Origin of the sequence: Aestuariibaculum suncheonense, assembly GCF_014596935.1 — a bacterium.
Lineage (GTDB): Bacteria > Bacteroidota > Bacteroidia > Flavobacteriales > Flavobacteriaceae > Aestuariibaculum > Aestuariibaculum suncheonense.
In genome coordinates this window covers 1311345-1332200 of sequence record NZ_JACVXC010000001.1, presented here as the reverse complement: position 1 = coordinate 1332200, position 20856 = coordinate 1311345, and the positions used below count along the sequence as shown (strand labels likewise).

Sequence of the window (20856 nt, the reverse complement as noted above, 5' to 3'; positions counted from 1 at the left end):
CAACAACATACAGATATTATCACTAAATTAATACCTTATTATTTAGATATAGCGTATGATAAAATCCAATCGAATTGAAACTATAGATATTTTAAGGGGATTAGTTATGGTTATTATGGCTTTAGACCATACCAGAGACTACTTTCATTACGGAGCTTTTTTTAGTGACCCTACCGATTTAGAAACCACAACCCCAATATTATTTTTCACGCGATTCATAACGCATTATTGTGCGCCTGTTTTTATCCTTTTAGCAGGAACTTCTGCCTTTTTATACGGTAGTAAGAAAAAAAAACAGGAATTATTTAAATTCCTGTTTTCTCGTGGTATCTGGCTTATTTTTTTGGAAATATTTTTGAACAACCTGCTTTGGAAATTCGATATTACGTACTCGGTTGTCATCCTTCAGGTTATCTGGGCCATTGGTTTAACAATGGTTATATTATCGTTCTTAATATTTCTAAACACCAAACTATTATTACTGATTGGAAGTCTTATCATTGCCGGACATAATGCTTTAGATAACATCGTTATGCAAGGCAATAGTGTTGAATCTATACTTTGGTATGCTTTACATCAACAGAACGGTACTACTATTGGAGGACAAGTGGTTGTTTTTGCCTATCCTATTTTACCTTGGCTTGGCGTTATGATTCTTGGGTATTGCTTAGGACAACTTTACCTTCCTGACTGCGATACTGAAAAAAGAAAACAATGGTTATTGAAAATAGGATTAGCTGCAACTATTTTATTTTTTATTATCAGAGGCATAAATATTTATGGCGATTTAGTCCATTGGACTGTTCAGGAGACAACTACCAAAACCATACTTTCCTTTTTTAAGATCACTAAGTATCCGCCTTCCTTAGCCTATATTTTGATCACCTTAGGACCTTCCTTGTTGTTTTTATACGCCATTGAATCGGTAAAAAATAAAATCACCGATTTCATGATTGTTTTTGGTCGCGTTCCCCTATTCTACTACTTCCTACACATTTTTGTTATTCATATGTTAGCAATCATTGGTATTCTGATATTTGGTGGTGATTGGAAAAATATGATTATCACTCAGGCCGGTTTTAACAATCCTTCCTTAAAAGATTATGGCTATTCCCTTTTTACAGTTTATCTGGTATGGATTTTTGTTATTACGCTACTCTATTTCCCTTGCAAATCATACATGGTGTACAAATCTAAAAACAAAGATAAATGGTGGTTAAGCTATTTATAGACCCAGAAACCATATGATTAAAAACAACGAACATTTAAAGCGTGAAGTCGGAGTTATAGGACTATCGGCTAATATCGTAAATATCATAATTGGCTCTGGAATTTTTGTTTTACCTGCAACCATAGCTGCCTTAATGGGGCCTTCCAGTATTATTGCTTATTTATTTTGTGGACTTTTAATGGCTTTAGTGATGTTGTGCTTTGCCGAAGCCGGCAGTAAAGTAAATACCACAGGAGGCCCGTATACGTATATAGAAACAGCCTTTGGCGATTATGCCGGATTTATAGCTGGATGTTTTGCCGTTAGCAGTAACCTTTTTGCCGATGCAGCTGTATCTAATGCTTTAGTAGATATCATTACTTCTGCTTACCCGAATTTAAATCATTCCTGGTTTCGATTGATTTTTTTGTTTACTATATTTTTTGGTCTCGGCTTTATTAATGTCATCGGCATCAAACAGGGCATTGGTTTAGTTAAACTGAATACCTTATTAAAAATTTTACCTTTATCCATCCTCATTATTTTTGGGCTACCCAACATTACTTTCAGTAATTTAACCATTGATAGTTTACCTGACTTAAATACTTTAGGTCAAGCCTCTTTAATTCTCTTTTTTGCCTTTCAAGGTTGCGAAACCGGCATTATTGTTGGTGGTGAAGTTACAAACCCTAAACGCACCATACCCAAAGCTGTTTTGGTAAGCATAACGACGGTACTCATCTTCTATATTTTATTACAAACTGTAGGTCAGGGTGTTTTGGGAAGTGAATTTCCCAACTACGAAGCTGCTCCTTTAGCCGAAACGGCGAAAGTCGTTTTGGGTACTTTCGGATTTTTATTATTAACTGTAGGTGCTGTAATTTCTATGTTCGGTAATATGACCGGCTCCGTCCTTAATAGTCCGCGGATTGTTTATGCCCTTTCAAGAGATAACGTTATCCCAATAAAAATGCTATCTAAAATTCATAAAACCTATGCAACCCCATATATAGCTATTATTGTTTATGTACTTATCAGCTTCACGTTAACCATTTTCGGAAGCTTCAAACAAGCCGTAATAATTGCTACCAGTTCTATGCTTTTGCTTTATCTAGGTGTCGCGATTTCGGTTATTAAACTTAGACAAATGCGCAAAACACAACCGGATGAATTTAAAATTCCGGGTGGTTTAACAGTACCTGCTTTATCTATCCTTATCATTTTCTATTTTCTATCAAATCTGGCATTGAATGAAATTATAGGTACTATAGCCGTAATTATTATTTTAAGCTTAGTGTTTTTGATTATCAAGTTTTTCAGGAATAAAAAAAGACACTAATCGATTAAAGAGAAAGTTAGCCGTAACTAGGTTTCCTGCTTCGGTATATTTTTTTAAATTAGCTGAACACTAACCCATTACTATGCGCCTTTCTTTCATTTTAAAATTCTTCGTTTTCCTCTTAATATTCGGCTTTTCTAAATGTGGTATAGCTCAGGAAGAAGAACCAAAAGAAGGTTTCAAAGAAGAACAGCTCACCTTTTCCAATGGAGATAGTCGATACGCCAGTTACAACAAAGAAGGCACCAAAATTATTTTCGAATCGAATCGCGATGGTATCTGGCAAATATATGTTATGAATATAGACGGAAGTGCTCAAAAAAGGGTGATGACAACAAATTACAACGACCGACGACCAAAATGGCATCCTTCAAAAAACATGATTCTGTTTGAATCAGACCGAACAGGAACCAGTGAAATTTACAGTTATGATTTTGACTCTGGTAAAGTAGACCAGTTTCCTATAAATCTGAGTGGTAATAAATACTATGCTAATTTTGCCCCTAATGGCATGGAACTCATGTTTTCATATTCCGAAAGAGCAGATATTTTTGATATTTACGCCTGCTCTACCAAGGGCAAACGCTTAAAAAAAGTAGTGAGTAATAAATTTAAAAATGTGTATCCTAATTTAACATCTCGAGGCGATGTGCTCATCTATTTTTCCAATAAAAACACCCAAGGCGAAAGTAATATTATTTATAGCCAGCATTTGTTTACCAAAGATAAAAACCGCTTAACCTATTTAAAAGACGAAAGCACCTATCCCGACTGGTCTAACACCAATGGGAGTCGCCGCATTGTCTATTCTGCGAAAGTTGACGACATGAAACACTCCGAAATTTTTATCATGAGGGATGACGGAACCCACAAAATACAGATTACTTACAATGATGTCGAAGACATGCAACCTTGCTGGTCACCAAACGATATAAACTTACTTATTTCTGGTTTCAGACAAGGAAACTACCAAATCTGTAAAATCCTTTTAAAAGAACCTTTAAACCCTGACCAAAAACCATTAGATTAGTTATTTGTTTTCACCTTTCCTGAAAACAAACTAACGTTTGAAGTAAACGGATTCCCAGATGCACGACGTAACATCACTACTTGGCCGCAATGCCAAACCGCATCTTCAATGGGTCCGTTAATGATATTCCAGAAAGGCACTTCGGTGCTCGCTAAATCAAAAGTTCCTTGATTGTTCTTTAAAGCCTCAGAAACTAATTTCAAGTTCAGAAGTGTTTGTTTGCGCTTCGCCTCAAAAGACAACTCGCCTTTATTATCATCCTTATTTTCTGAAAGGACACTATTTCTAATAAACTTCGATAAGCCATAAATATGCTCAACCGTTTCACCCGATGTTCTGGAATCCGGTCCTATTTTATATGCTAAGTCTTCTGTTCTTAACCCTTCGGTTGCCCAGTAATATCTAAAGCCTAAACCATCAATCATTCTTGCTGCAGCCGTTGCCGGAGTATACACTTGAGGAGCTTCAGGTATTTCGTAATACGGTAAATCATTTACAGTTTGGGCAAAACACTGAAGACTTAGAAGAAAAACTATTATATATCGCATGGTTTATTTTTTTGTTAAAAATAGAAGTTCTTTAACTTTTCTTATCTAAATAAAATCATAAAAAATTATCTTTATTCACTTTCCAGCTGCGCCTTGTACAAATGCAGATTTTCCAAAATATCATCATCCAACTCCGGTTCCTGAATATCTTTATACTCTTTTAAGGTATCATACATAATTTTAGCGACCAGATAACGTGCTGATTCCTTATCATCAGCCGGAATCGTATACCAGGGAGCATGGGGCTTAGATGTTCGGTTTATAGCATCTTCATAACATTCCTGATAGAGATCCCACTCTTCACGCTCTTTTAAATCTCCGGGCGAAAACTTCCAGTTTTTTTCCTGCTTTTCTAAACGTCTTAATAATCGATCTTTTTGCTCATTTTTTGACAGATTTAAAAAGAATTTAAAGATGATGGTGCCGTTTTCGGCAATGTGCTGTTCGAATTCATTAATTTGCTGAAACCTTTTATCCCAAAACGCTTCATTAACATCTTCTACTGCTGTCACCGTTGGCAGATGTTCCCCCAAAATATATTCCGGATGTACACGTGTGACTAATACATTTTCATAATGTGTACGATTAAAAATACCGAATTTACCACGAGCCGGTAATGCAATATAATGTCGCCATAAGTAATCATGCTTCAATTCTAAATTAGTTGGTACTTTAAAACTGTGAACAATAATACCTCGTGTGTTAAAATCTTTAAATACCTCACGAATTAAACTGTCCTTCCCTGCTGTATCCATCCCCTGTAAACAAACCAAAACCGCATATTTACCATGAGCGTACATGGTATCCTGAATCTTCCCAAGTTTTTTTCTAACCTGTTTCAATTCTTTTTTAGCATCATCAATAACAACTTTCGTTTCTAAATTTTTAAGTGATATGTTTGACGTAACTTTATATTTTTCCATGAATATAATTGTATTTAGGCGTTAAATTCAGAAAGCTTTATAATATCTTCTAAATATAGTGATTTCCACAAATTCGATGAAAACCCCTAAAAGTATAATGTTTTTTGGTATTTTCGTTATACCTATTTATGTTATAACCCCAAATCAAATGAAAAATTTTTACTACTTACTCTTTTTAATTAGCACAATAAATCTGTACGCGCAAAACAATTGCGATAATGCCAATGCTTATTTGGTGAGTGCTTATTCTCATGTAAAAACATCTTACGAGGCTAACAATGTCAGTCACCTAAAATATGCTGCTCACCGATCGTTAGAATCGATTAATCTAGCGAAAAAAACTTTAGCAGACTGCAATTGTAGTAAAGCTTTAGAGCAAGCCAATAAAGCGTTGGAAGTCTTGGCAAAAGTGGATGACCAACCTACTTACGAAGACGGCAGATATTTTGTAAAACGTGCTAAAGAATTCTGTCAGCAAAGTGTGATTGAAATGGACAAATGTGCTACATCATCATATAGTATGCAGGTCGTTGAAGAAGAAAACACGGCCGACAGTAACGATTTGGCTAGCTTAAAAAACGAGCAAGCCGCTTTACTGGCACAGCAGGAAGCTTTAAAACGTAAAGAAGCCGAAATTAAAAGACAACTGGCTGAACAAAAAGAAAAAGAGCTGCTACTAAAAAAGCAACAGCTCGTTGTATCTTATGAAAAAGTGATAGATTTAAATATAAAAACCTACAACGAAACTTTAAAAAGTTGCAATTGCGGTCATCAAACCATCATTAAATCAAGTGATTCAGCAAACACATCCGACATGTCTACTGAAGCATTGAAAGAATATTACACCAATCAATTAAAAACGTTGGCTAAAGCATATTTGGCTGAATTAGATTCGTGTAAACTGTAAAATATATTTTGAAACGTCAGGTTATTTACTTGCAAATAACTTGACGTCTTCTTCACTCACTTGTTTACCACCCAAAATAATCAGGCGTTCTACAACATTACGAAGCTCACGAATATTCCCCGTCCAATCGTAAGCTTTTAATAAGCTTAAGGCTTTATCTGAAAACACTTTTTTAGCTGTACCATGCTCACTGGCAATTTTTTCAGCAAAATGATCAACCAATAACGGAATATCATCACGTCTGTCATTTAACGGCGGTACCTGAATTAAAATAACAGCCAATCGGTGATATAAATCCTCACGAAATTTACCTTCGGCGATTTCCTTTTTCAAATCTTTGTTTGTCGCCGCTACAACGCGAACATTCACTTTAATATCTTTATCACTACCAACACGCTGAATACGACTTTCCTGTAGCGCTCGTAGTACTTTCGCCTGTGCCGGTAAACTCATATCCCCGATTTCATCTAAGAAAATGGTTCCGCCATTAGCGGCTTCAAACTTTCCGGCACGATCTTTCACAGCACTGGTAAATGCGCCTTTTACGTGACCAAACAATTCACTTTCTATCAATTCACTTGGTATCGCTGCACAATTCACTTCAATCATTGGCCCTTTACTACGGTCACTCTTTTGATGTAACCAATGTGCCACCAACTCCTTACCTGTTCCATTAGGCCCTGTAACCAACACTCGAGCATCGGTTGGTGCTACTTTTTCAATCATATCTTTAATATGTGAAATTGCAGCACTGTCACCTACCATTTCGAAATTCTTACCGACTTTCTTTTTAAGTAGTTTGTTTTCTACAACCAGTTCTTTTCGATCTAAAGCGTTCCGAACGGTATTTAACAAACGGTTTAAATCGGGTGGTTTCGATATATAATCGAAAGCACCAAGACGCATGGTATTAACGGCGGTATCTAAATCGCCGTGCCCGGAAATCATGACAATGGGGATTTCAGGCTTTATTTTTTTAGTAGCCTCCAACACTTCAACACCATCCATTTTTGGCATTTTAATATCGCATAGAATCAAGTCGTAATCGTCATTTTTAATTTTTTCGATACCAACTAAACCATCTTCGGCTTCTTCCACAACATAAGTATCGTTTTCTTCTGAGAGAATTTTAACAAGTACACGACGAATAGCTGCTTCATCTTCTATAATTAAAATTTTGGGCATAATATTTTCCTTTTAAAATTCTGTTTTATGCATTTTGGTCACCTAATTCAGGAATATTCCCTGAGGGTTTTAAATTCAGGTTGACACTTTGATTTGGGGTCTGAATAATATGAATATCGCGTTGCGGGAACGGAATACTTATATTATGTTCTCTAAACAAGCGATCGATTTCAAAACGGATATCACTCTTTGGCATATTTGCGTTAAAACTATCCTCAAGTGTAAAAATAACTCTAAAATCTAACGAGCTATCTCCGAAATTATCAAATCGTACAACGGTTTCGGAAGTTGCCATCACATCGGGATGGGAATTCGCTGCTTGAATTAAAAGCTTTTTCACTAACTGTACATCACTTCCGTAAGCCACCCCCACGGCAACACTTTCTCGTGTAGTGGTCCCGTTTTGGGTCCAGTTATACAAACTGTTTTCTAAATACAAGTGGTTTGGAATGATTAGCACTTTATTATCAATGGTTACAGCACGAGTGGTTCGTAGCTTAATTTCTTCTACACGTCCCACTTTACCTTCTAATTCAATAATATCTCCAACATGAACCGTCTGGTCTACTAATATAAAAATTCCAGAAATAATATCTTGAAATAAGGTTTGAAGCGCCAAACCAACACCGATCATTAAAGCTGCCGAAGCTGCAAAGACCGCAGTAACATTAACCCCAACGGCATTCAAAGTAATTAAAAGAATGATTAGATAAACAAGCCATCTGAAATACCCGAAAACCACATTAAACTTCCCCTTTTCCTCATCTGGCAACTTCTTGGTGATAAGTTTTAAAAGAACTCGTAATACCAAAGTGGTAATAAAAATAGCCGTTGTAACGGCGATAACATCTAATACCGAAATATGAATTTTTTCAGATATTTCGACATGCAGATTTAAAAAATCCTTGACGTTATGCCACCATGAACTTTTAGATACTGCATCTTCTATTTTTCCCAATTTTTCTAATTCCTGAATCATACTAATATTTAATCCACTTGATGAGCTCTTTATAACTCGGTTTTTTGCCATACATTAAAATACCTACTCTATAAATTTTAGCAGCAAACCATACCGTAAACATAAAAGTCGCTATTAAAAGTACAAAAGAAACCAGTTGTTGCCAAAGCGGTACCCCAAAAGGTATACGCATTAACATAACTACTGGTGAGGTTAAAGGGATAAATGAAAATACGGTTGAAACCGTTCCGTGCGGATCTTCAATTACTGTAAATAAGCCTATATAAACTGCCAGCATTAATGGTGTAATAATTGGCAACATAAACTGTTGCGTATCGGTTTCGTTATCTACCGCCGCACCAATTGCCGCATATAATGAACTGTATAATAAATAGCCTCCTATAAAAAATAAGATGAATGCGAAAATTAAATTCGTTAATGGTAAATTATAAAAGGACGCTACAAAATTTTGAACTTGAGCATTAACCTCTGGATTGGTCATAGCCTGATTCATGATTTCCTGTTGCTGGGTTTGCATGACATTAATTCCGAACACTACAGAAATAACGGTTAACAAAATACTCCCTATTATCAACCAAATGATGAACTGCGTAATTCCCGCTAACGAGGTCCCTACAATTTTACCAAACATCAATTGAACCGGTTTTACCGAAGAAATAATCACTTCGATAATTCTACTGGTCTTTTCTTCGATGACGCTGCGCATAATCATGTTACCATAAATAATGATGAACATGAATAATAAATAACCGGCAGCACCTCCAAAAATAAGTTTTACCACGCTATCGGTTTTAGATGTTTTCTCGCCTTCAAAACTTTCCTGAGCAATATTGATGTTAATTTTTGAAGCATTAATCATATCGACATCTACGCCGTTATCTAATAATTTTAGATTGGTCAGTTTTTTTTCTAACTGACCTTCCAAATCCGAAATAAGCGTTAGAGATGGTGATTCTTCTGAATAAAACTGAATGTATTTTGAAGCCTCACTGGCATCTTTAAAGTCGCCAATATAAAGCAGGCCATACGCTTCGGTTTGTTTGGCGAAAGCCTTGGCTTCATTAAGCGACATATCGTTTAAAACATTAAACGTCGTTTTCTCATCACTTTTAAAAACATCCTGTACCAGTCCCGATTCATCCAACACCGAAATTGTACGAACTTTTTCATTGTTCAACTGAGTTAAGTAGGCTACAACCGAAACAAGAATAATCATAACCAACGGACTTAAAAACGTCATGACTATAAACGATTTGTTTCTAACTTTTGTTAAATACTCTCGCTTTATGATAAGTGGTAAATGGTTCATTGTTCTATTGATTATTCTTTACAGTTTGAATAAAAATATCGTTAACACTCGGAATTAATTCTACAAAATGAGACACCTCGCCCTTAGATGTTAAGTAATTTAGTAACTCATTAGGGCTTTCGCCATTTGATAGCTTGATGTTTAGTTTTAACTCATTATCCAAGGTCTTGAAATTCGCCGGAGATACCGAAAACTTATCGGATAATTCATTTTGTAACATAAGATTATCGACAGTTTTAATACCCACTTCAAACGTGTTTATTTTATACTGACGTTTGATATCCATCAGCTTTCCGTCCAGTAGTTTATTCGATTTATTGATTAACGCGATGTCGTCGCACAGTTCCTCAACAGACTCCATACGGTGCGTTGAAAAAATAACTGTTGCCCCTTCTTCACGAAGACGCAAAATTTCATCTTTAATTAAATTCGCATTAATAGGATCAAATCCTGAAAATGGCTCATCGAAAATTAACAGTTTTGGTTGATGCAACACCGTTACCACAAACTGAATTTTCTGTGCCATCCCTTTTGAAAGCTCCTGAATTTTTTTGTTCCACCAGTCACCAATTTCCAAACGATCGAACCAGTATTTTAAACGCTCTTTGGCTTCAGCTTTACTAAGACCTTTTAATTGAGCTAGGTATAACGCCTGATCGCCCACTTTCATCGATTTATACAAGCCACGCTCTTCAGGCAAATACCCGATATCTTTAACGTGATTCTCATTAAGTAAAACACCATCTATATGCACCGTACCAGAATCTGGCATGGTAATTTGATTGATAATACGTATTAAGGTAGTTTTTCCGGCACCATTCGGACCTAAAAGTCCAAATATACTGCCCTTTGGAATAGAAATAGACACGTTGTTTAGCGCCCTGAAGTCTCCAAAATGTTTAGAAACCTGATTAACTTCTAATAAGTTGCTCATTGGTGTAATTTATATTGACTAATGCTTGGTAAAGATATTAAATGTTAATAGACCGCTAAACGGTTTCTACAATTTAATACCAAAAGCCTAATTTATTAATTATAAAATAAATAGCTTTTTGTTGTTTTTGTAAAAACAAAACCCACCCTTAAAAAGGATTAAGGATGGGAAAAAATTGCTATGAAAAAGAAAAATTATCACTAAAATAATTTTAGTGATGAATCAAATATAGTTTTTTTATTCTTAATTCCAAATAAAATGAATTAAGAACTTTTTAAAAAACAGCAGGTTAGTTTATAAAACTAAAACTTACCACTTTTTATGAAAACATATCTTTTACTTTTTCAAAAAACGATTTATCTGAACTTTCCGGTTTTGGCGAGAAGTGCTCGTCTTCCTGCATCGATTCAAAAAATTCACGTTGTTGTTTATTTAATGTTTTAGGTGTCCATACATTTACATGTACCAGTAAATCACCTTTTCCGTAACCGTTTATACTTGGAATTCCTTTTCCGCGTAAGCGTAAAATTTTACCCGATTGTACACCTGGTTCAATTTTAATACGCACTTTTCCGGTTACTGTATCTATTTCCTTAGAAGTTCCTAAAACAGCATCAGGAAAACTTACATACAAATCGTAGTGCAGGTTATCACCTTCGCGTTGTAGCTTTTCATGTTGTTCTTCTTCAATCACTACAATGATGTCTCCCGGAATACCATTACCTGGTGCTTCATTCCCTTTGCCGGAAACTTTAAGCTGCATACCATCTACAACCCCTGCAGGAATTTTGATAGAAACGGTTTCCTCTGCCACCTTTAACCCTTGAGCATCGGCATCAGCTGGTTTTTGATCAATGGTTTGACCAGAACCTCCACAGGCATTACAAGGTGCTGATGTTTGCATTCTACCTAGAATGGTATTCGCAATGCGCGTTACTTGACCAGAACCGTTACATGTTGTACAGGTTTTATAGGTTGTACCAGGAGCTTGAACTTTACGTTTTACTTTTATTTTTTTATCAACGCCATTAGCAACTTCTTCAAGTGTCAATTTAACGCGGATACGCAGGTTGCTCCCCTTGGTGCGGCGTGGTCCACCGCCACCGCCAAAACCTCCGAAACCACCACCAAAGCCGCCTCCGAAAATATCGCCGAACTGGCTGAATATATCATCCATATTCATACCTCCGCCGCCAAAGCCTCCGCCATTTTCAAATGCCTGATGACCAAATTGGTCATAACGTGCTTTTTTATCAGCATCGCTTAATATTTCGTAAGCTTCTGCTGCTTCTTTAAACTTTGCTTCTGCTTCTTTATTATCCGGATTTTTATCAGGGTGAAATTCAATCGCCTTCTTTCGGTACGCCTTTTTAATTTCGGCAGCACTGGCGCCTTTGCTTACACCTAATACTTCGTAATAATCTCTTTTAGCCATGTTCCTTTTTTATTGTCCTATTACTACTTTAGGGAAACGAATTACCTTATCTCCAAGCTTATATCCTTTTTCGATAACATCGATAATTTTCCCTTTTAAATCTTCTGAAGGTGCAGGTATTTGTGTAATAGCTTCATGGTCATCTGCATTAAATGCATCGCCCTGTGCCGCTTCGATTACCTCTAATCCTTTTTGCTGAAGTGTTGTTTTTAGTTTGTTACTGATAAGCTCAACGCCTTTCAATAATTCTTTTTCCTCGGTTTTAGAAATTTCAACATACGCTCTGTCGAAATCGTCTAATACTGGTAACAAAGCCACCATGACGTCTTGATTTGCTGTTTTAAACAAATCGATACGCTCTTTAGAAGTTCTTTTTTTGTAGTTTTCAAACTCGGCAAATAAGCGTAAAAACTTATCTTTTTCTTGTTTTAACTCGTCCTGAAGCTTCTCTTCAACAGTTTTTTCTTCTACTTGCTCTTCAACCTCAACGGTTTCGTTTTCTACAGCCTCTACTTGCTCCTTTTCTATATCGTGTTCTTTTTTACTCATCGCGGTAACTAAATTTTTATACAAATACTAAAACTAGTTGGCAAAAGTACTGCCATTATTGTAAAAATGTCATAATGTCACGAAATAATTTTACAAGAAATTTATAAAACTGAAGAATTTGCAGAAAAGCGAATGATTACCCCAATAAATCGTTTAAAGCGGGTTGTAAATGATGATGTTTAAAATAAAAACCTTTATCCTCTATTTTTTTACAGCATACCCGTTGACTGTCGAACAGAATGGTATGCATTTCACCTAACAAAATACTCATAAGACGTTTAGGAATATTAGGCATAAATAACGGCGCATCAACTGTATGCGCTATCGATTTTACCAACTCAGTATTCGTCACAGGATTTGGCGCTACAGCATTGTAAATGCCCGGTAACTGATGTTTTAACACATAAAGAAACAACTCCGATAAATCACTAATATGAATCCAGGACTGCCATTGATTACCACTACCAAAAGCTGCGCCTAAACCTAGTTTTATCGGCTTTAGCATTTCTTTTAGAGCTCCGCCTTTTTCTGACAACACTAAACCAATACGTATTTTGGAAACCAAAATATCTAACTTCGAAAATGCGTCGACTTCAGATTCCCAGATATAAGTGACTTTACCTAAAAATGAGTCATCTTTAATTTTATAATTCTCATCGTAATAATTAGTTTGAGAATCTGGATAAATACCAATCGCACTAGCCGAAATCACCTGCTTTATGGTATGCATTTCTCCTTTTAGACTGTTGACTAATAATCGTGTGGAGTCTTTTCTACTCGATAATATTTCCTTTTTATAACACGATGTCCAGCGCTTTGAAATAGTTGCACCCGCTAAATGAATAATGGCATCGACCCCGTTAAAACAATTGGTGTCGATGTCCCCAGATTTCGGATTCCAGTAAAACCCCTGATAACTTTCGTCTGTTTTAATTTTAGATTTACTGGTCGTTAAATAATTTACCTGAATACCCTTTTTAAGGCAGCCTTTCACAATCTCTCTTCCTATTAATCCTGTCGCGCCGGTAATTAAAACCCTCATATTCTATTTCCTTGATTATCGTAATGGCATGGTTCGATATCATATCCAGAATCGAACTATCTCAAAAAATTTCTCGAATCGAACGATAATATCTTTGCTTAAAATTACGAAATGAAAATACTACAAACTATAGATTTATGTTAGGTTTAACATATTGAATGTTCTTTTAAAAAAGTACAAAAAAATAATTTTAAATGTATCCTGATTTAGTAATCTTCTACATTTAACTTACACCGAATGTTTCATTGCCCTTAGTATTTGTATTCGCCGAATGCTCAGGACTTTTTTGTAGCCCTGAGCATTTCACGTTTTCCTGGTGGGCCAGGAAGTTTTTCCACACTAAATCCCACGGCTTGCATAGCACGACGTACGCTACCCTTTGCTGCATAGGTTACTAAAACGCCATTATACTGAAGCGCATCATACATTTTCTTAAAGATATCCTCAGTCCACAATTCAGGTTGTACACGAGCACCAAAAGCATCAAAATAAATCAGATTGTATACTTCCTTATCTTTTATTTCAGTAAAGAATCGATTTTGCTTTGTTAATGAAAATTGCTGAGTAATTACATGCTTTTCTTCCCATGATACCTCGTGCAAATTCAAAAAAAGATTCTCTTGCGCTTCGACATTTAATTGCTTTGGATAATTTAGCTGAATAATTTCTTCTTTCACCACGGGATACCCTTCAACACCACAATAATTAATTGAAGGTTTTAATTTATCTGCTTCCATCAGCGTTATAAAGGCATTTAAACCAGTACCAAAACCTATTTCTAAAATGGAAACGGATTCAGACTTAGGGTAAACTTCTAAATAATGACGTAACCCATGTTTTATAAACACATGATACGCCTCTTGTATAGCACCATGTTTAGAATGGTATTGCTCATCCCATAGTGGTAAATGTATGGTGGACGATCCGTCTCCGGTAATTACAATTTCTCTTTTCAAATTTATTGTTTAATTAAAACACCTACGGCTTCGAAGGACAAGGTTCTTTTAGGAGAAGTTATGGCTGCTATTTCTTCTTCTGATTTTCCAGCATCCTGCGCATAGTGCTGTAATTCCTCAACCGGAACTTCATTCACAAAAGCTTTGCCTTTAACAATCACTTCTTTTCCTTCTATATTTTTAGGCACAAAAAAGGCGTAATCTTTAAATTTAACCATCACCTCATTTCCATCCTCCAATTGCAACGTCATCCAGCATCCTTTGGCTTTACAAACATCCTTAACCTGAGCCTTTAACTTATAATCTGTAAGCTCTCCAAGCTGCATGTTAGCGTAGACATCTGCCATATCATTTATGTTGTTAGCATTTATTGAACTAATTTCCTTTCCAAACGATTCATAAGACACCTTTTCTTTGCAAGAAAACAACATAAAAACGCAAATCCATGAAAATAATATATTTTTCATACGCTAAAATTCAATTTTTATTGATTAGTTGTAAATATACTGCTTTTTTAAAAACGTTTTTACTTAAATTTGTAGCATAAAAAAACCTTATTTATGAACTCAATAATCAACGACATAGAGATTATAAAATCAGAAACTACAAAAATACATGATGTAGATTTTGATAACTTGGCTTTTGGAAGTGTTTTTTCAGACCATATGCTTGAATGCAATTTTAAAGACGGAAAATGGCAAGCTCCAAAGGTAGTTCCTTATCAAGCCATTTCTTTAGATCCTTCAGCTAAAATTTTCCACTACGGACAATCGGTTTTTGAAGGCATGAAAGCTTATAAAGATGCTAACGAAGACGTGTATTTATTCCGTCCTTTAGACAACTTTAACCGTTTAAATATTTCGGCTAAGCGTTTAGCGATTCCTGAATTACCCGAAAACTATTTTATGGATGGTTTAAAGGCTTTATTAGAAGTTGATAAAGAATGGATTCCTAAACAAGATGGTAGTTCTTTATATATTCGTCCGTTTATTTTCGCTTCAGGGAATGGGTTCCACGCATCACCGGCTAACGAATATAAATTCTTAATCTGTACAGCGCCTTCTGGTTCTTATTTCTCGGGAAAAGTAAAAGTATTAATCGAACAAACCTATTCGCGTTCTGCTAATGGTGGTGTTGGTTTTGCTAAAGCTGGTGGTAACTATGCCGGACAATTTTACCCTACACAATTAGCGGTTGAAAAAGGATACCAGCAAGTTATCTGGACAGACGACACAAGTCATGAATACATTGAAGAAGCTGGTGCTATGAACATTTTTGTTCGTATTAACGATACTTTAATTACTGCACCTACGAGTGACAGAATTTTAGATGGTATTACGCGTAAAAGTATTGTTGAATTAGCGAAAGCTGAAGGTATTGATGTAGAAGTAAGAAAACTTTCGGTTCATGAAGTTGTTGAAGCTGCTAAAAACGGATCTTTAAAAGAAATGTTTGGAGCCGGAACTGCGGCTGTTATTTCACCTATTTCTGGTTTTGGATATAAAGATGAAGATTTCGAATTACCGGAATTAGAAGAAACATTTGCAAGCTTCTTGAAAAAACGCATTACTGATATTCAAACCAATAAAGTTGAAGATCCTTTTGGATGGAGATACAAACTAGACTAATTTACTTTTTGATAATATTGATAAAAAAAGAGAAGCTAAATAGCTTCTCTTTTTTTTATTTATCTAAAATGGATGCAATATCTGGTTTAAAATAATTTGGTCCTTTTAACACTTTACCATCTTCACGATATATAGGCTGACCGTCTTCACCTAACTTACTCATATTACTACGTTGTATTTCCTCGAATACCTCTTCAATTTTATATTGCATACCATGCTCTATAATGGTTCCACATAAAATATACAGCATATCACCCAAAGCATCAGCAACCTCAACTAAATCATTATTATTTGCGGCTTCTAAATACTCTTCATTTTCTTCCTTCATTAAGTTAAAACGTAAGGTATTTTTCTCCACTCCTAAATCGGCTGTTGGTGTTTCTTTATGACCAATCTTAAAAGCTGTGTGAAATGCCTTAACGGCATCAATTTTATTCTTCATATATCTATTATTTCTGAAATCTGTTTTACTATTTTTGTCTAAAATTAATTATATGTTTAGTAAAGGTCAAATCATTTTCGGAATTATATTTTTTATCGTCTTCTCTATCATTATAGGCTTTATGTACCGAAAAGATTTAAAACTACACCGAAAATTCTATAAAGGCAGCATCTGGATGCTATTCGCGTTTATTGGATTTATACTTTTTATTGTGGCTATTAAATTTTTCTTAAAATAATACGCAACCTTTTTACGTTTTACGCATCATATAGGTAACTAACACAAAAACTAAACACTTATGGATGTACTAATTATAATTGGTTGTCTCATTTTAATTAATGCTTTTCTACTTATTTTTAGTGTAAATAAAAAAACAGAACCCTAAAATTTTCTTTAAACTTAACCTACTTATTTTTTTCGGTCTCGTTTCAATTAAAGCATTCTGTTTTTTTAAAATTTTACTTCTAGAATTTATTCTAGTTATCTTCCGGCAAGAAGTTGTAACGGTTACTGTAATCCAACATTTGTTCGTCAAACGTCGCCGGTTGCGTTAGTTCAATAGCGGTGATTTCACCGGTTTCATCGGTTAACGGGACCAATACTGGATTTACAAATCCACTATAAGGCGCTGATTTAAACTGAGCATTACGTTCTAAAACTTCAGCATGAAGTTTCTGATCTACTTTCACACCATAACCTTCAACTAAAGCTTCTACAGCAGCAAAATCACCTTCAGATTTTATACGTTGAGTTTCTCGTAATAAATCTCCAAACAATTTATGTAGCTTTTCGTAATCAGTAATATTGAAATAGGTTTTGCCATCGCGTGTTACTTTTTCTATTACATTTTCAGCCTGACCTTTTTCAAAGACCCAAGCCGAAACCCACTGACGGTTACGCATATGTGCTTCCTCAACATCATCTCCTAAATTCAAACGAATTAATTGCGTCATTAAACCATTTCTAATGTATCCGTCGTATGCCGTTTTTCCAACCTTTTGCCAATCTTCAACTAAGCCTAATTCCTGTAACTTCGGATCGTATAAATAGTAAAGTGCCACTAAATCTGCACGACCTTCCTCCAACGTTGACGCGTAATTTTTAAGCGTTTCTTTTGTTTCACCAACACCAGGATTTAACTGCCCTGAAGCATGACCAACAACCTCATGCAATGCGGTATGTAATTTATCAGCCAACTGACCGTATTTTTCTTGTAATTCTAACTCTTCTTTGTCGTTAACAAACTCTTTTAAACGTTCAGAACCACCGGCATTGTTATAAGAAGCCACGATATTCCCTAAAGATACCGACTTACTTCCTACAGCAGCTCGAATCCAGTTGGCATTTGGTAAATTCACCCCGATTGGTGTACTTGGCGAGGCATCACCAGCTTCTCCAGCCACATTTACCACTTTGTAAGTTACCCCGACAACATTCTTCTTTTTATGTTCTTCCATTAAAGGCGAGTGATCTTCGAACCACTGTGCATTGTCTGATAGTACAGCCATTTTTTTAGACATGTCGAAGTCCTTAATCTGAACAATACTTTCATAAGAACCTCTATACCCTAAAGGATCATTATAGACTTCTATAAAACTGTTTATGTAATCTATATTACCTTCGGTAGCCGCCGTCCAAGCAACATTATAATCATCCCAGGTTTGTAAATCACCAGTCGTGTAATATTGAATCAATAAGCCTAAAGCATTCGCCTGAGCTTCATTTTCAGCAACGCTTTTTGCTAATTCTAACCATTTAATGATCTCATCAATAGCCTCACCATATAAACCGCCTGACTTATACTTTAATTCTTTTAAAATTCCATCTTCTTTAACTAACTTCGAATTTAGACCAAACGACAGTGGCTTTGCTGGATCTGGTGATTTCATAGTCTTATAAAAACGTTCCACATCTGCATTAGTTACACCTTCTCCGTAAAAATTCACCGCTGATGCCGAAACATTGTCAATCCCTTTGGCTTGGTTTACTTTTTTAGCATCTTTGTCGTTAAAAATTACTTCAAACGCTTCGCCTTCCAACTCGGTATCAGTTTCAGCTAAAAGCATTTTTAAATACTCTGATGAAAACTCCGGTTGTAATTTATCATTTGAATAATGATGATGAATACCATTACTAAACCATACACGTTTTAAATACACTACAAAAGCATTCCAATCTTCAGACGTTTTATCACCTTCATAATTGCTATATACCTGCTCTAAAGCTTCACGGATTTTTAAATTGTACTTATAGTTTTGATCCCAGATAATATCACGACCTGAAAGTCCGGCCTGAGCTAAATAATAAACTAATTTTTGCTCTTTCAGGGTTAAATTTTCCCAACCTGGAATCTGATATCGCAAAACCTTAATATCTGCAAACTGCTCAACATTATAATTAAACGCAGCATCTACAATTTTAACATCTGTAGTTTCCTCGGTTACTGTTTTAGCTTTATCATTTCCGCAAGAAAACAATGCAGCCGAAACAAAAGCAACACCTAATATTTGTTTTAAATTCATCTGTTTGGATTTTTAAGTATGAGAACAATCTAAATTAACATTTAAAGATAATTCACTTGTTCTCATTATTGAATTTTTATTTTTAAGTCCACAAATGTAATAATTTCTTAACAAGAATTATAAATTCATTATCTTTGATAGAGTAACTGCTTCGAAAATCCGATCGACATGAAGTCATTCAAATACATCTTATTTCTGTTGCTAATTGCCGTGATTGGCACCTCTATTTATGTAGCCATACAACCCAATACTTTTGAGGTCAGCAGAACGCGATCCATTCAAGCTCCGGTTTCGGTGATTTATGATAATGTGATTGATTTTAAGAATTGGAAGGACTGGTCGTCGTGGGTTGAAGCCGATCCTAAAATGAAACTTATTTATCCTGAGCAAACTTCAGGTGTTAATAGTTCGTACTCTTGGGAAAACGAAAATGGCAGAGGAAGTATGACTACACTAGAAACAGTTCCTAATGCGACCATATACCAACAAATGCAGATTGCAGACTTTCCGTCTTCGAACATTAACTGGACTTTTACCCCTAATGAAGATGGCTCTACCGATGTAACTTGGAGTATCTCCGGAAACGATCTTCCTTTTGGATTTAAAGCATATACTGCCTTTACCGGAAGCATGGAAGAGCAAATTGGCCCACATTACGAACGTAGTCTTGAAAAATTAGATAGCATTGTTGTAAGCAATATGAAAAAATACAGCATAAAAGTTAATGGAATAACCAGTTATGCTGGCGAACATTTTTTATATAATTCTACTGTTTGCAAAATAAATGAGTCTGAAGAAAAAATGCACGATATGTTTAAGCAAATTATAACGTACATTAAAAATCATAATATCGCCTTGTCCGGTGCTCCATTTGTAAACTACAAAACATGGGACGAAATAAATAATATAGCCGAATTCTCTTGTTGTGTGCCTACAATTGAAGAAATCGAACCTAAAAACACTAACATTCAAATCGGTGTAATTGAACCTTTTAGAGCCGTAAAAACCACCCTTAAAGGAGATTACAGTAACCTAAAAGAAGCCTGGGAAACAGCTTTAAAATATATTCCAGATACAGGTTTAGAATTAACTGAAAGCGGCCCCATGCTTGAAATTTACTTAACAGATTCCGAAAATACTCCTAATCCTGCTAATTGGGTTACCGAAATTTATATCGCGATTAAAGAAAATCAGCTTAATGCTTTTTAAATACTTTTACTCCTGCTTCAATACGTGTTTTTAAATAATTTTCTCTGGGCACAATCGGACATGAGTATGTATCGTTATACGCACAATATGGATTATAAGCTTTATTGAAATCAATAACCATAGTATTGCCTTCTGGAATTCGAGCGTCAATATAGCGGCCACCACCGTAGCTATCTTCTCCACTGGTTTCATCGAAAAAAGGAAGAAACAAATAATTCTCGTAGCCTTCACGAGTCATTAAATCCTTATCCTGATAAATATTCAGTTTGAATGATTTTCCTTTTAATTCGAAACGCAAAACACCGTAAACGCGTTTTTCAGACATTCGACTCGTAGTGGTTTTCATCGGTACAAATTCAGAATCGGGTGTTAACTCTAAAGTCGCAGTAACCACATAGGTGGAATCGTTTTTAAAGAACTCCAAGCCTTCAAAAGTCTTACGATCTTCGTCCTTTAAAGGCGATGTTGTCGCATCTTTATATTCGGCATTCAACTCGCGTTGAAATTCAGTTTCCCCTAAGTTATACTGCTTTTTATCCTGACACCCTACCGTACCAAAAACAAGTACAAATAGCATTAAAAAATACTTCATTTGAATAAATTTTGATTTCAAAAATACAACTTCCAATTATTTTCTATAAGTTTGTGATTCAAAAAATTAGACAATGCGCTATATGATCACAATTTGTAAAAAGCAATATACCTCTGT

Annotated in this window: 20 protein-coding genes; 6 read left to right on the top strand and 14 right to left on the bottom strand. The window is 35.4% G+C overall.

Annotation, left to right across the window (positions count from 1 at the left end):
* Positions 1–55: 55 nt before the first annotated feature.
* From ICJ84_RS05575 to ICJ84_RS05565, 3 genes are all read left to right on the top strand, one after another.
* On the top strand, positions 56–1231 hold the full coding sequence (locus tag ICJ84_RS05575) for a DUF1624 domain-containing protein (protein WP_188215346.1): 1176 nt from the start codon (positions 56–58) through the stop codon (positions 1229–1231).
* A gap of 13 nt (positions 1232–1244) precedes the next feature.
* Positions 1245–2549 (top strand): APC family permease, encoded by a 1305-nt coding sequence (locus ICJ84_RS05570; protein ID WP_188215345.1) that lies wholly within the window; start codon positions 1245–1247, stop codon positions 2547–2549.
* An 82-nt stretch (positions 2550–2631) separates the two neighbouring features.
* Positions 2632–3579, top strand: a complete 948-nt coding sequence (locus tag ICJ84_RS05565) for a TolB family protein (protein WP_188215344.1) — start codon at positions 2632–2634, stop codon at positions 3577–3579.
* Here ICJ84_RS05565 and ICJ84_RS05560 read toward each other — a convergent pair.
* The gene (locus ICJ84_RS05560) at positions 3576–4127 is read right to left on the bottom strand and encodes a hypothetical protein (RefSeq protein ID WP_188215343.1); all 552 of its coding nucleotides are present in this window, start codon (positions 4125–4127) and stop codon (positions 3576–3578) included. The two genes, ICJ84_RS05565 and ICJ84_RS05560, sit on opposite strands and share 4 nt — an antisense overlap.
* 71 nt (positions 4128–4198) lie before the next feature.
* The gene (locus ICJ84_RS05555) at positions 4199–5050 is read right to left on the bottom strand and encodes a PPK2 family polyphosphate kinase (RefSeq protein WP_188215342.1); all 852 of its coding nucleotides are present in this window, start codon (positions 5048–5050) and stop codon (positions 4199–4201) included.
* A gap of 148 nt (positions 5051–5198) precedes the next feature.
* Here ICJ84_RS05555 and ICJ84_RS05550 point away from each other — a divergent pair, with 148 nt between their 5' ends.
* Positions 5199–5957 (top strand): hypothetical protein, encoded by a 759-nt coding sequence (locus ICJ84_RS05550; protein ID WP_188215341.1) that lies wholly within the window; start codon positions 5199–5201, stop codon positions 5955–5957.
* Between the two features lie 21 nt (positions 5958–5978).
* Here the strand turns inward: ICJ84_RS05550 and ICJ84_RS05545 are convergent, their stop codons facing one another.
* From ICJ84_RS05545 to ICJ84_RS05505, 9 genes are all read right to left on the bottom strand, one after another.
* Positions 5979–7142, bottom strand: coding sequence for a sigma-54-dependent transcriptional regulator (locus tag ICJ84_RS05545; protein WP_188215340.1), 1164 nt, complete (start codon positions 7140–7142; stop codon positions 5979–5981).
* Positions 7143–7167: 25 nt separating this feature from the next.
* Positions 7168–8172, bottom strand: coding sequence for a mechanosensitive ion channel family protein (locus ICJ84_RS05540; protein ID WP_188215339.1), 1005 nt, complete (start codon positions 8170–8172; stop codon positions 7168–7170).
* Entirely contained in the window at positions 8123–9430 is a 1308-nt protein-coding gene (locus tag ICJ84_RS05535) for an ABC transporter permease (RefSeq protein ID WP_188215338.1), read from the bottom strand. Before ICJ84_RS05535 ends, ICJ84_RS05540 begins: the two co-directional genes overlap by 50 nt.
* Positions 9431–9434: 4 nt before the next feature.
* Complete coding sequence (locus ICJ84_RS05530) at positions 9435–10364, bottom strand: ABC transporter ATP-binding protein (protein WP_188215337.1); 930 nt, start codon at positions 10362–10364, stop codon at positions 9435–9437.
* A 319-nt stretch (positions 10365–10683) separates the two neighbouring features.
* On the bottom strand, positions 10684–11799 hold the full coding sequence (dnaJ, locus tag ICJ84_RS05525) for a molecular chaperone DnaJ (RefSeq protein WP_188215336.1): 1116 nt from the start codon (positions 11797–11799) through the stop codon (positions 10684–10686).
* Between the two features lie 9 nt (positions 11800–11808).
* Positions 11809–12348: a nucleotide exchange factor GrpE gene (locus ICJ84_RS05520; protein ID WP_188215335.1), complete on the bottom strand. Its 540-nt coding sequence runs from the start codon at positions 12346–12348 to the stop codon at positions 11809–11811.
* Positions 12349–12484: 136 nt separating this feature from the next.
* Positions 12485–13390: a TIGR01777 family oxidoreductase gene (locus ICJ84_RS05515; protein WP_188215334.1), complete on the bottom strand. Its 906-nt coding sequence runs from the start codon at positions 13388–13390 to the stop codon at positions 12485–12487.
* Positions 13391–13665: 275 nt separating this feature from the next.
* A complete protein-coding gene (mnmD, locus tag ICJ84_RS05510) occupies positions 13666–14346 on the bottom strand; it encodes a tRNA (5-methylaminomethyl-2-thiouridine)(34)-methyltransferase MnmD (protein WP_188215333.1) in 681 nt (226 codons plus the stop codon).
* A gap of 2 nt (positions 14347–14348) precedes the next feature.
* Positions 14349–14813 (bottom strand): DUF4920 domain-containing protein, encoded by a 465-nt coding sequence (locus ICJ84_RS05505; protein WP_188215332.1) that lies wholly within the window; start codon positions 14811–14813, stop codon positions 14349–14351.
* A gap of 93 nt (positions 14814–14906) precedes the next feature.
* On the opposite strand from ICJ84_RS05505, the gene ICJ84_RS05500 reads away from it, so the two are divergent.
* The gene (locus tag ICJ84_RS05500) at positions 14907–15974 is read left to right on the top strand and encodes a branched-chain amino acid aminotransferase (protein ID WP_188215331.1); all 1068 of its coding nucleotides are present in this window, start codon (positions 14907–14909) and stop codon (positions 15972–15974) included.
* A gap of 55 nt (positions 15975–16029) precedes the next feature.
* On the opposite strand, the gene ICJ84_RS05495 is transcribed toward ICJ84_RS05500, so the two are convergent.
* Positions 16030–16416: a pyrophosphohydrolase domain-containing protein gene (locus ICJ84_RS05495; protein ID WP_188215330.1), complete on the bottom strand. Its 387-nt coding sequence runs from the start codon at positions 16414–16416 to the stop codon at positions 16030–16032.
* Between the two features lie 476 nt (positions 16417–16892).
* Positions 16893–18938 carry a dipeptidyl-peptidase 3 family protein gene (locus ICJ84_RS05490; protein WP_188215329.1) on the bottom strand — a complete coding sequence of 682 codons (2046 nt, stop codon included), beginning with the start codon at positions 18936–18938 and terminating at the stop codon, positions 16893–16895.
* Between the two features lie 168 nt (positions 18939–19106).
* Here ICJ84_RS05490 and ICJ84_RS05485 point away from each other — a divergent pair, with 168 nt between their 5' ends.
* Complete coding sequence (locus tag ICJ84_RS05485; protein ID WP_188215328.1) at positions 19107–20147, top strand: SRPBCC family protein; 1041 nt, start codon at positions 19107–19109, stop codon at positions 20145–20147.
* Here ICJ84_RS05485 and ICJ84_RS05480 read toward each other — a convergent pair.
* Positions 20134–20739, bottom strand: coding sequence for a DUF1684 domain-containing protein (locus tag ICJ84_RS05480; RefSeq protein WP_188215327.1), 606 nt, complete (start codon positions 20737–20739; stop codon positions 20134–20136). The genes ICJ84_RS05485 and ICJ84_RS05480 overlap by 14 nt on opposite strands.
* Between the last annotated feature and the right edge of the window lie 117 nt (positions 20740–20856).

Bases quoted from the DNA above. Each gene is read 5' to 3' on its own strand.
- ICJ84_RS05565 (WP_188215344.1), top strand. From the start codon at position 2,632: ATGCGCCTTTCTTTCATTTTAAAATTCTTCGTTTTCCTCTTAATATTC.
- ICJ84_RS05550 (WP_188215341.1), top strand. From the start codon at position 5,199: ATGAAAAATTTTTACTACTTACTCTTTTTAATTAGCACAATAAATCTG.
- ICJ84_RS05530 (WP_188215337.1), bottom strand. From the start codon at position 10,364: ATGAGCAACTTATTAGAAGTTAATCAGGTTTCTAAACATTTTGGAGAC.
- ICJ84_RS05555 (WP_188215342.1), bottom strand. From the start codon at position 5,050: ATGGAAAAATATAAAGTTACGTCAAACATATCACTTAAAAATTTAGAA.
- ICJ84_RS05495 (WP_188215330.1), bottom strand. From the start codon at position 16,416: ATGAAGAATAAAATTGATGCCGTTAAGGCATTTCACACAGCTTTTAAG.
- ICJ84_RS05480 (WP_188215327.1), bottom strand. From the start codon at position 20,739: ATGAAGTATTTTTTAATGCTATTTGTACTTGTTTTTGGTACGGTAGGG.
- ICJ84_RS05490 (WP_188215329.1), bottom strand. From the start codon at position 18,938: ATGAATTTAAAACAAATATTAGGTGTTGCTTTTGTTTCGGCTGCATTG.
- ICJ84_RS05505 (WP_188215332.1), bottom strand. From the start codon at position 14,813: ATGAAAAATATATTATTTTCATGGATTTGCGTTTTTATGTTGTTTTCT.
- ICJ84_RS05520 (WP_188215335.1), bottom strand. From the start codon at position 12,348: ATGAGTAAAAAAGAACACGATATAGAAAAGGAGCAAGTAGAGGCTGTA.
- ICJ84_RS05515 (WP_188215334.1), bottom strand. From the start codon at position 13,390: ATGAGGGTTTTAATTACCGGCGCGACAGGATTAATAGGAAGAGAGATT.
- ICJ84_RS05540 (WP_188215339.1), bottom strand. From the start codon at position 8,172: ATGGCAAAAAACCGAGTTATAAAGAGCTCATCAAGTGGATTAAATATT.
- ICJ84_RS05575 (WP_188215346.1), top strand. From the start codon at position 56: ATGATAAAATCCAATCGAATTGAAACTATAGATATTTTAAGGGGATTA.
- ICJ84_RS05485 (WP_188215328.1), top strand. From the start codon at position 19,107: ATGAAGTCATTCAAATACATCTTATTTCTGTTGCTAATTGCCGTGATT.
- ICJ84_RS05545 (WP_188215340.1), bottom strand. From the start codon at position 7,142: ATGCCCAAAATTTTAATTATAGAAGATGAAGCAGCTATTCGTCGTGTA.
- ICJ84_RS05535 (WP_188215338.1), bottom strand. From the start codon at position 9,430: ATGAACCATTTACCACTTATCATAAAGCGAGAGTATTTAACAAAAGTT.
- ICJ84_RS05500 (WP_188215331.1), top strand. From the start codon at position 14,907: ATGAACTCAATAATCAACGACATAGAGATTATAAAATCAGAAACTACA.
- ICJ84_RS05570 (WP_188215345.1), top strand. From the start codon at position 1,245: ATGATTAAAAACAACGAACATTTAAAGCGTGAAGTCGGAGTTATAGGA.
- ICJ84_RS05560 (WP_188215343.1), bottom strand. From the start codon at position 4,127: ATGCGATATATAATAGTTTTTCTTCTAAGTCTTCAGTGTTTTGCCCAA.
- dnaJ (WP_188215336.1), bottom strand. From the start codon at position 11,799: ATGGCTAAAAGAGATTATTACGAAGTATTAGGTGTAAGCAAAGGCGCC.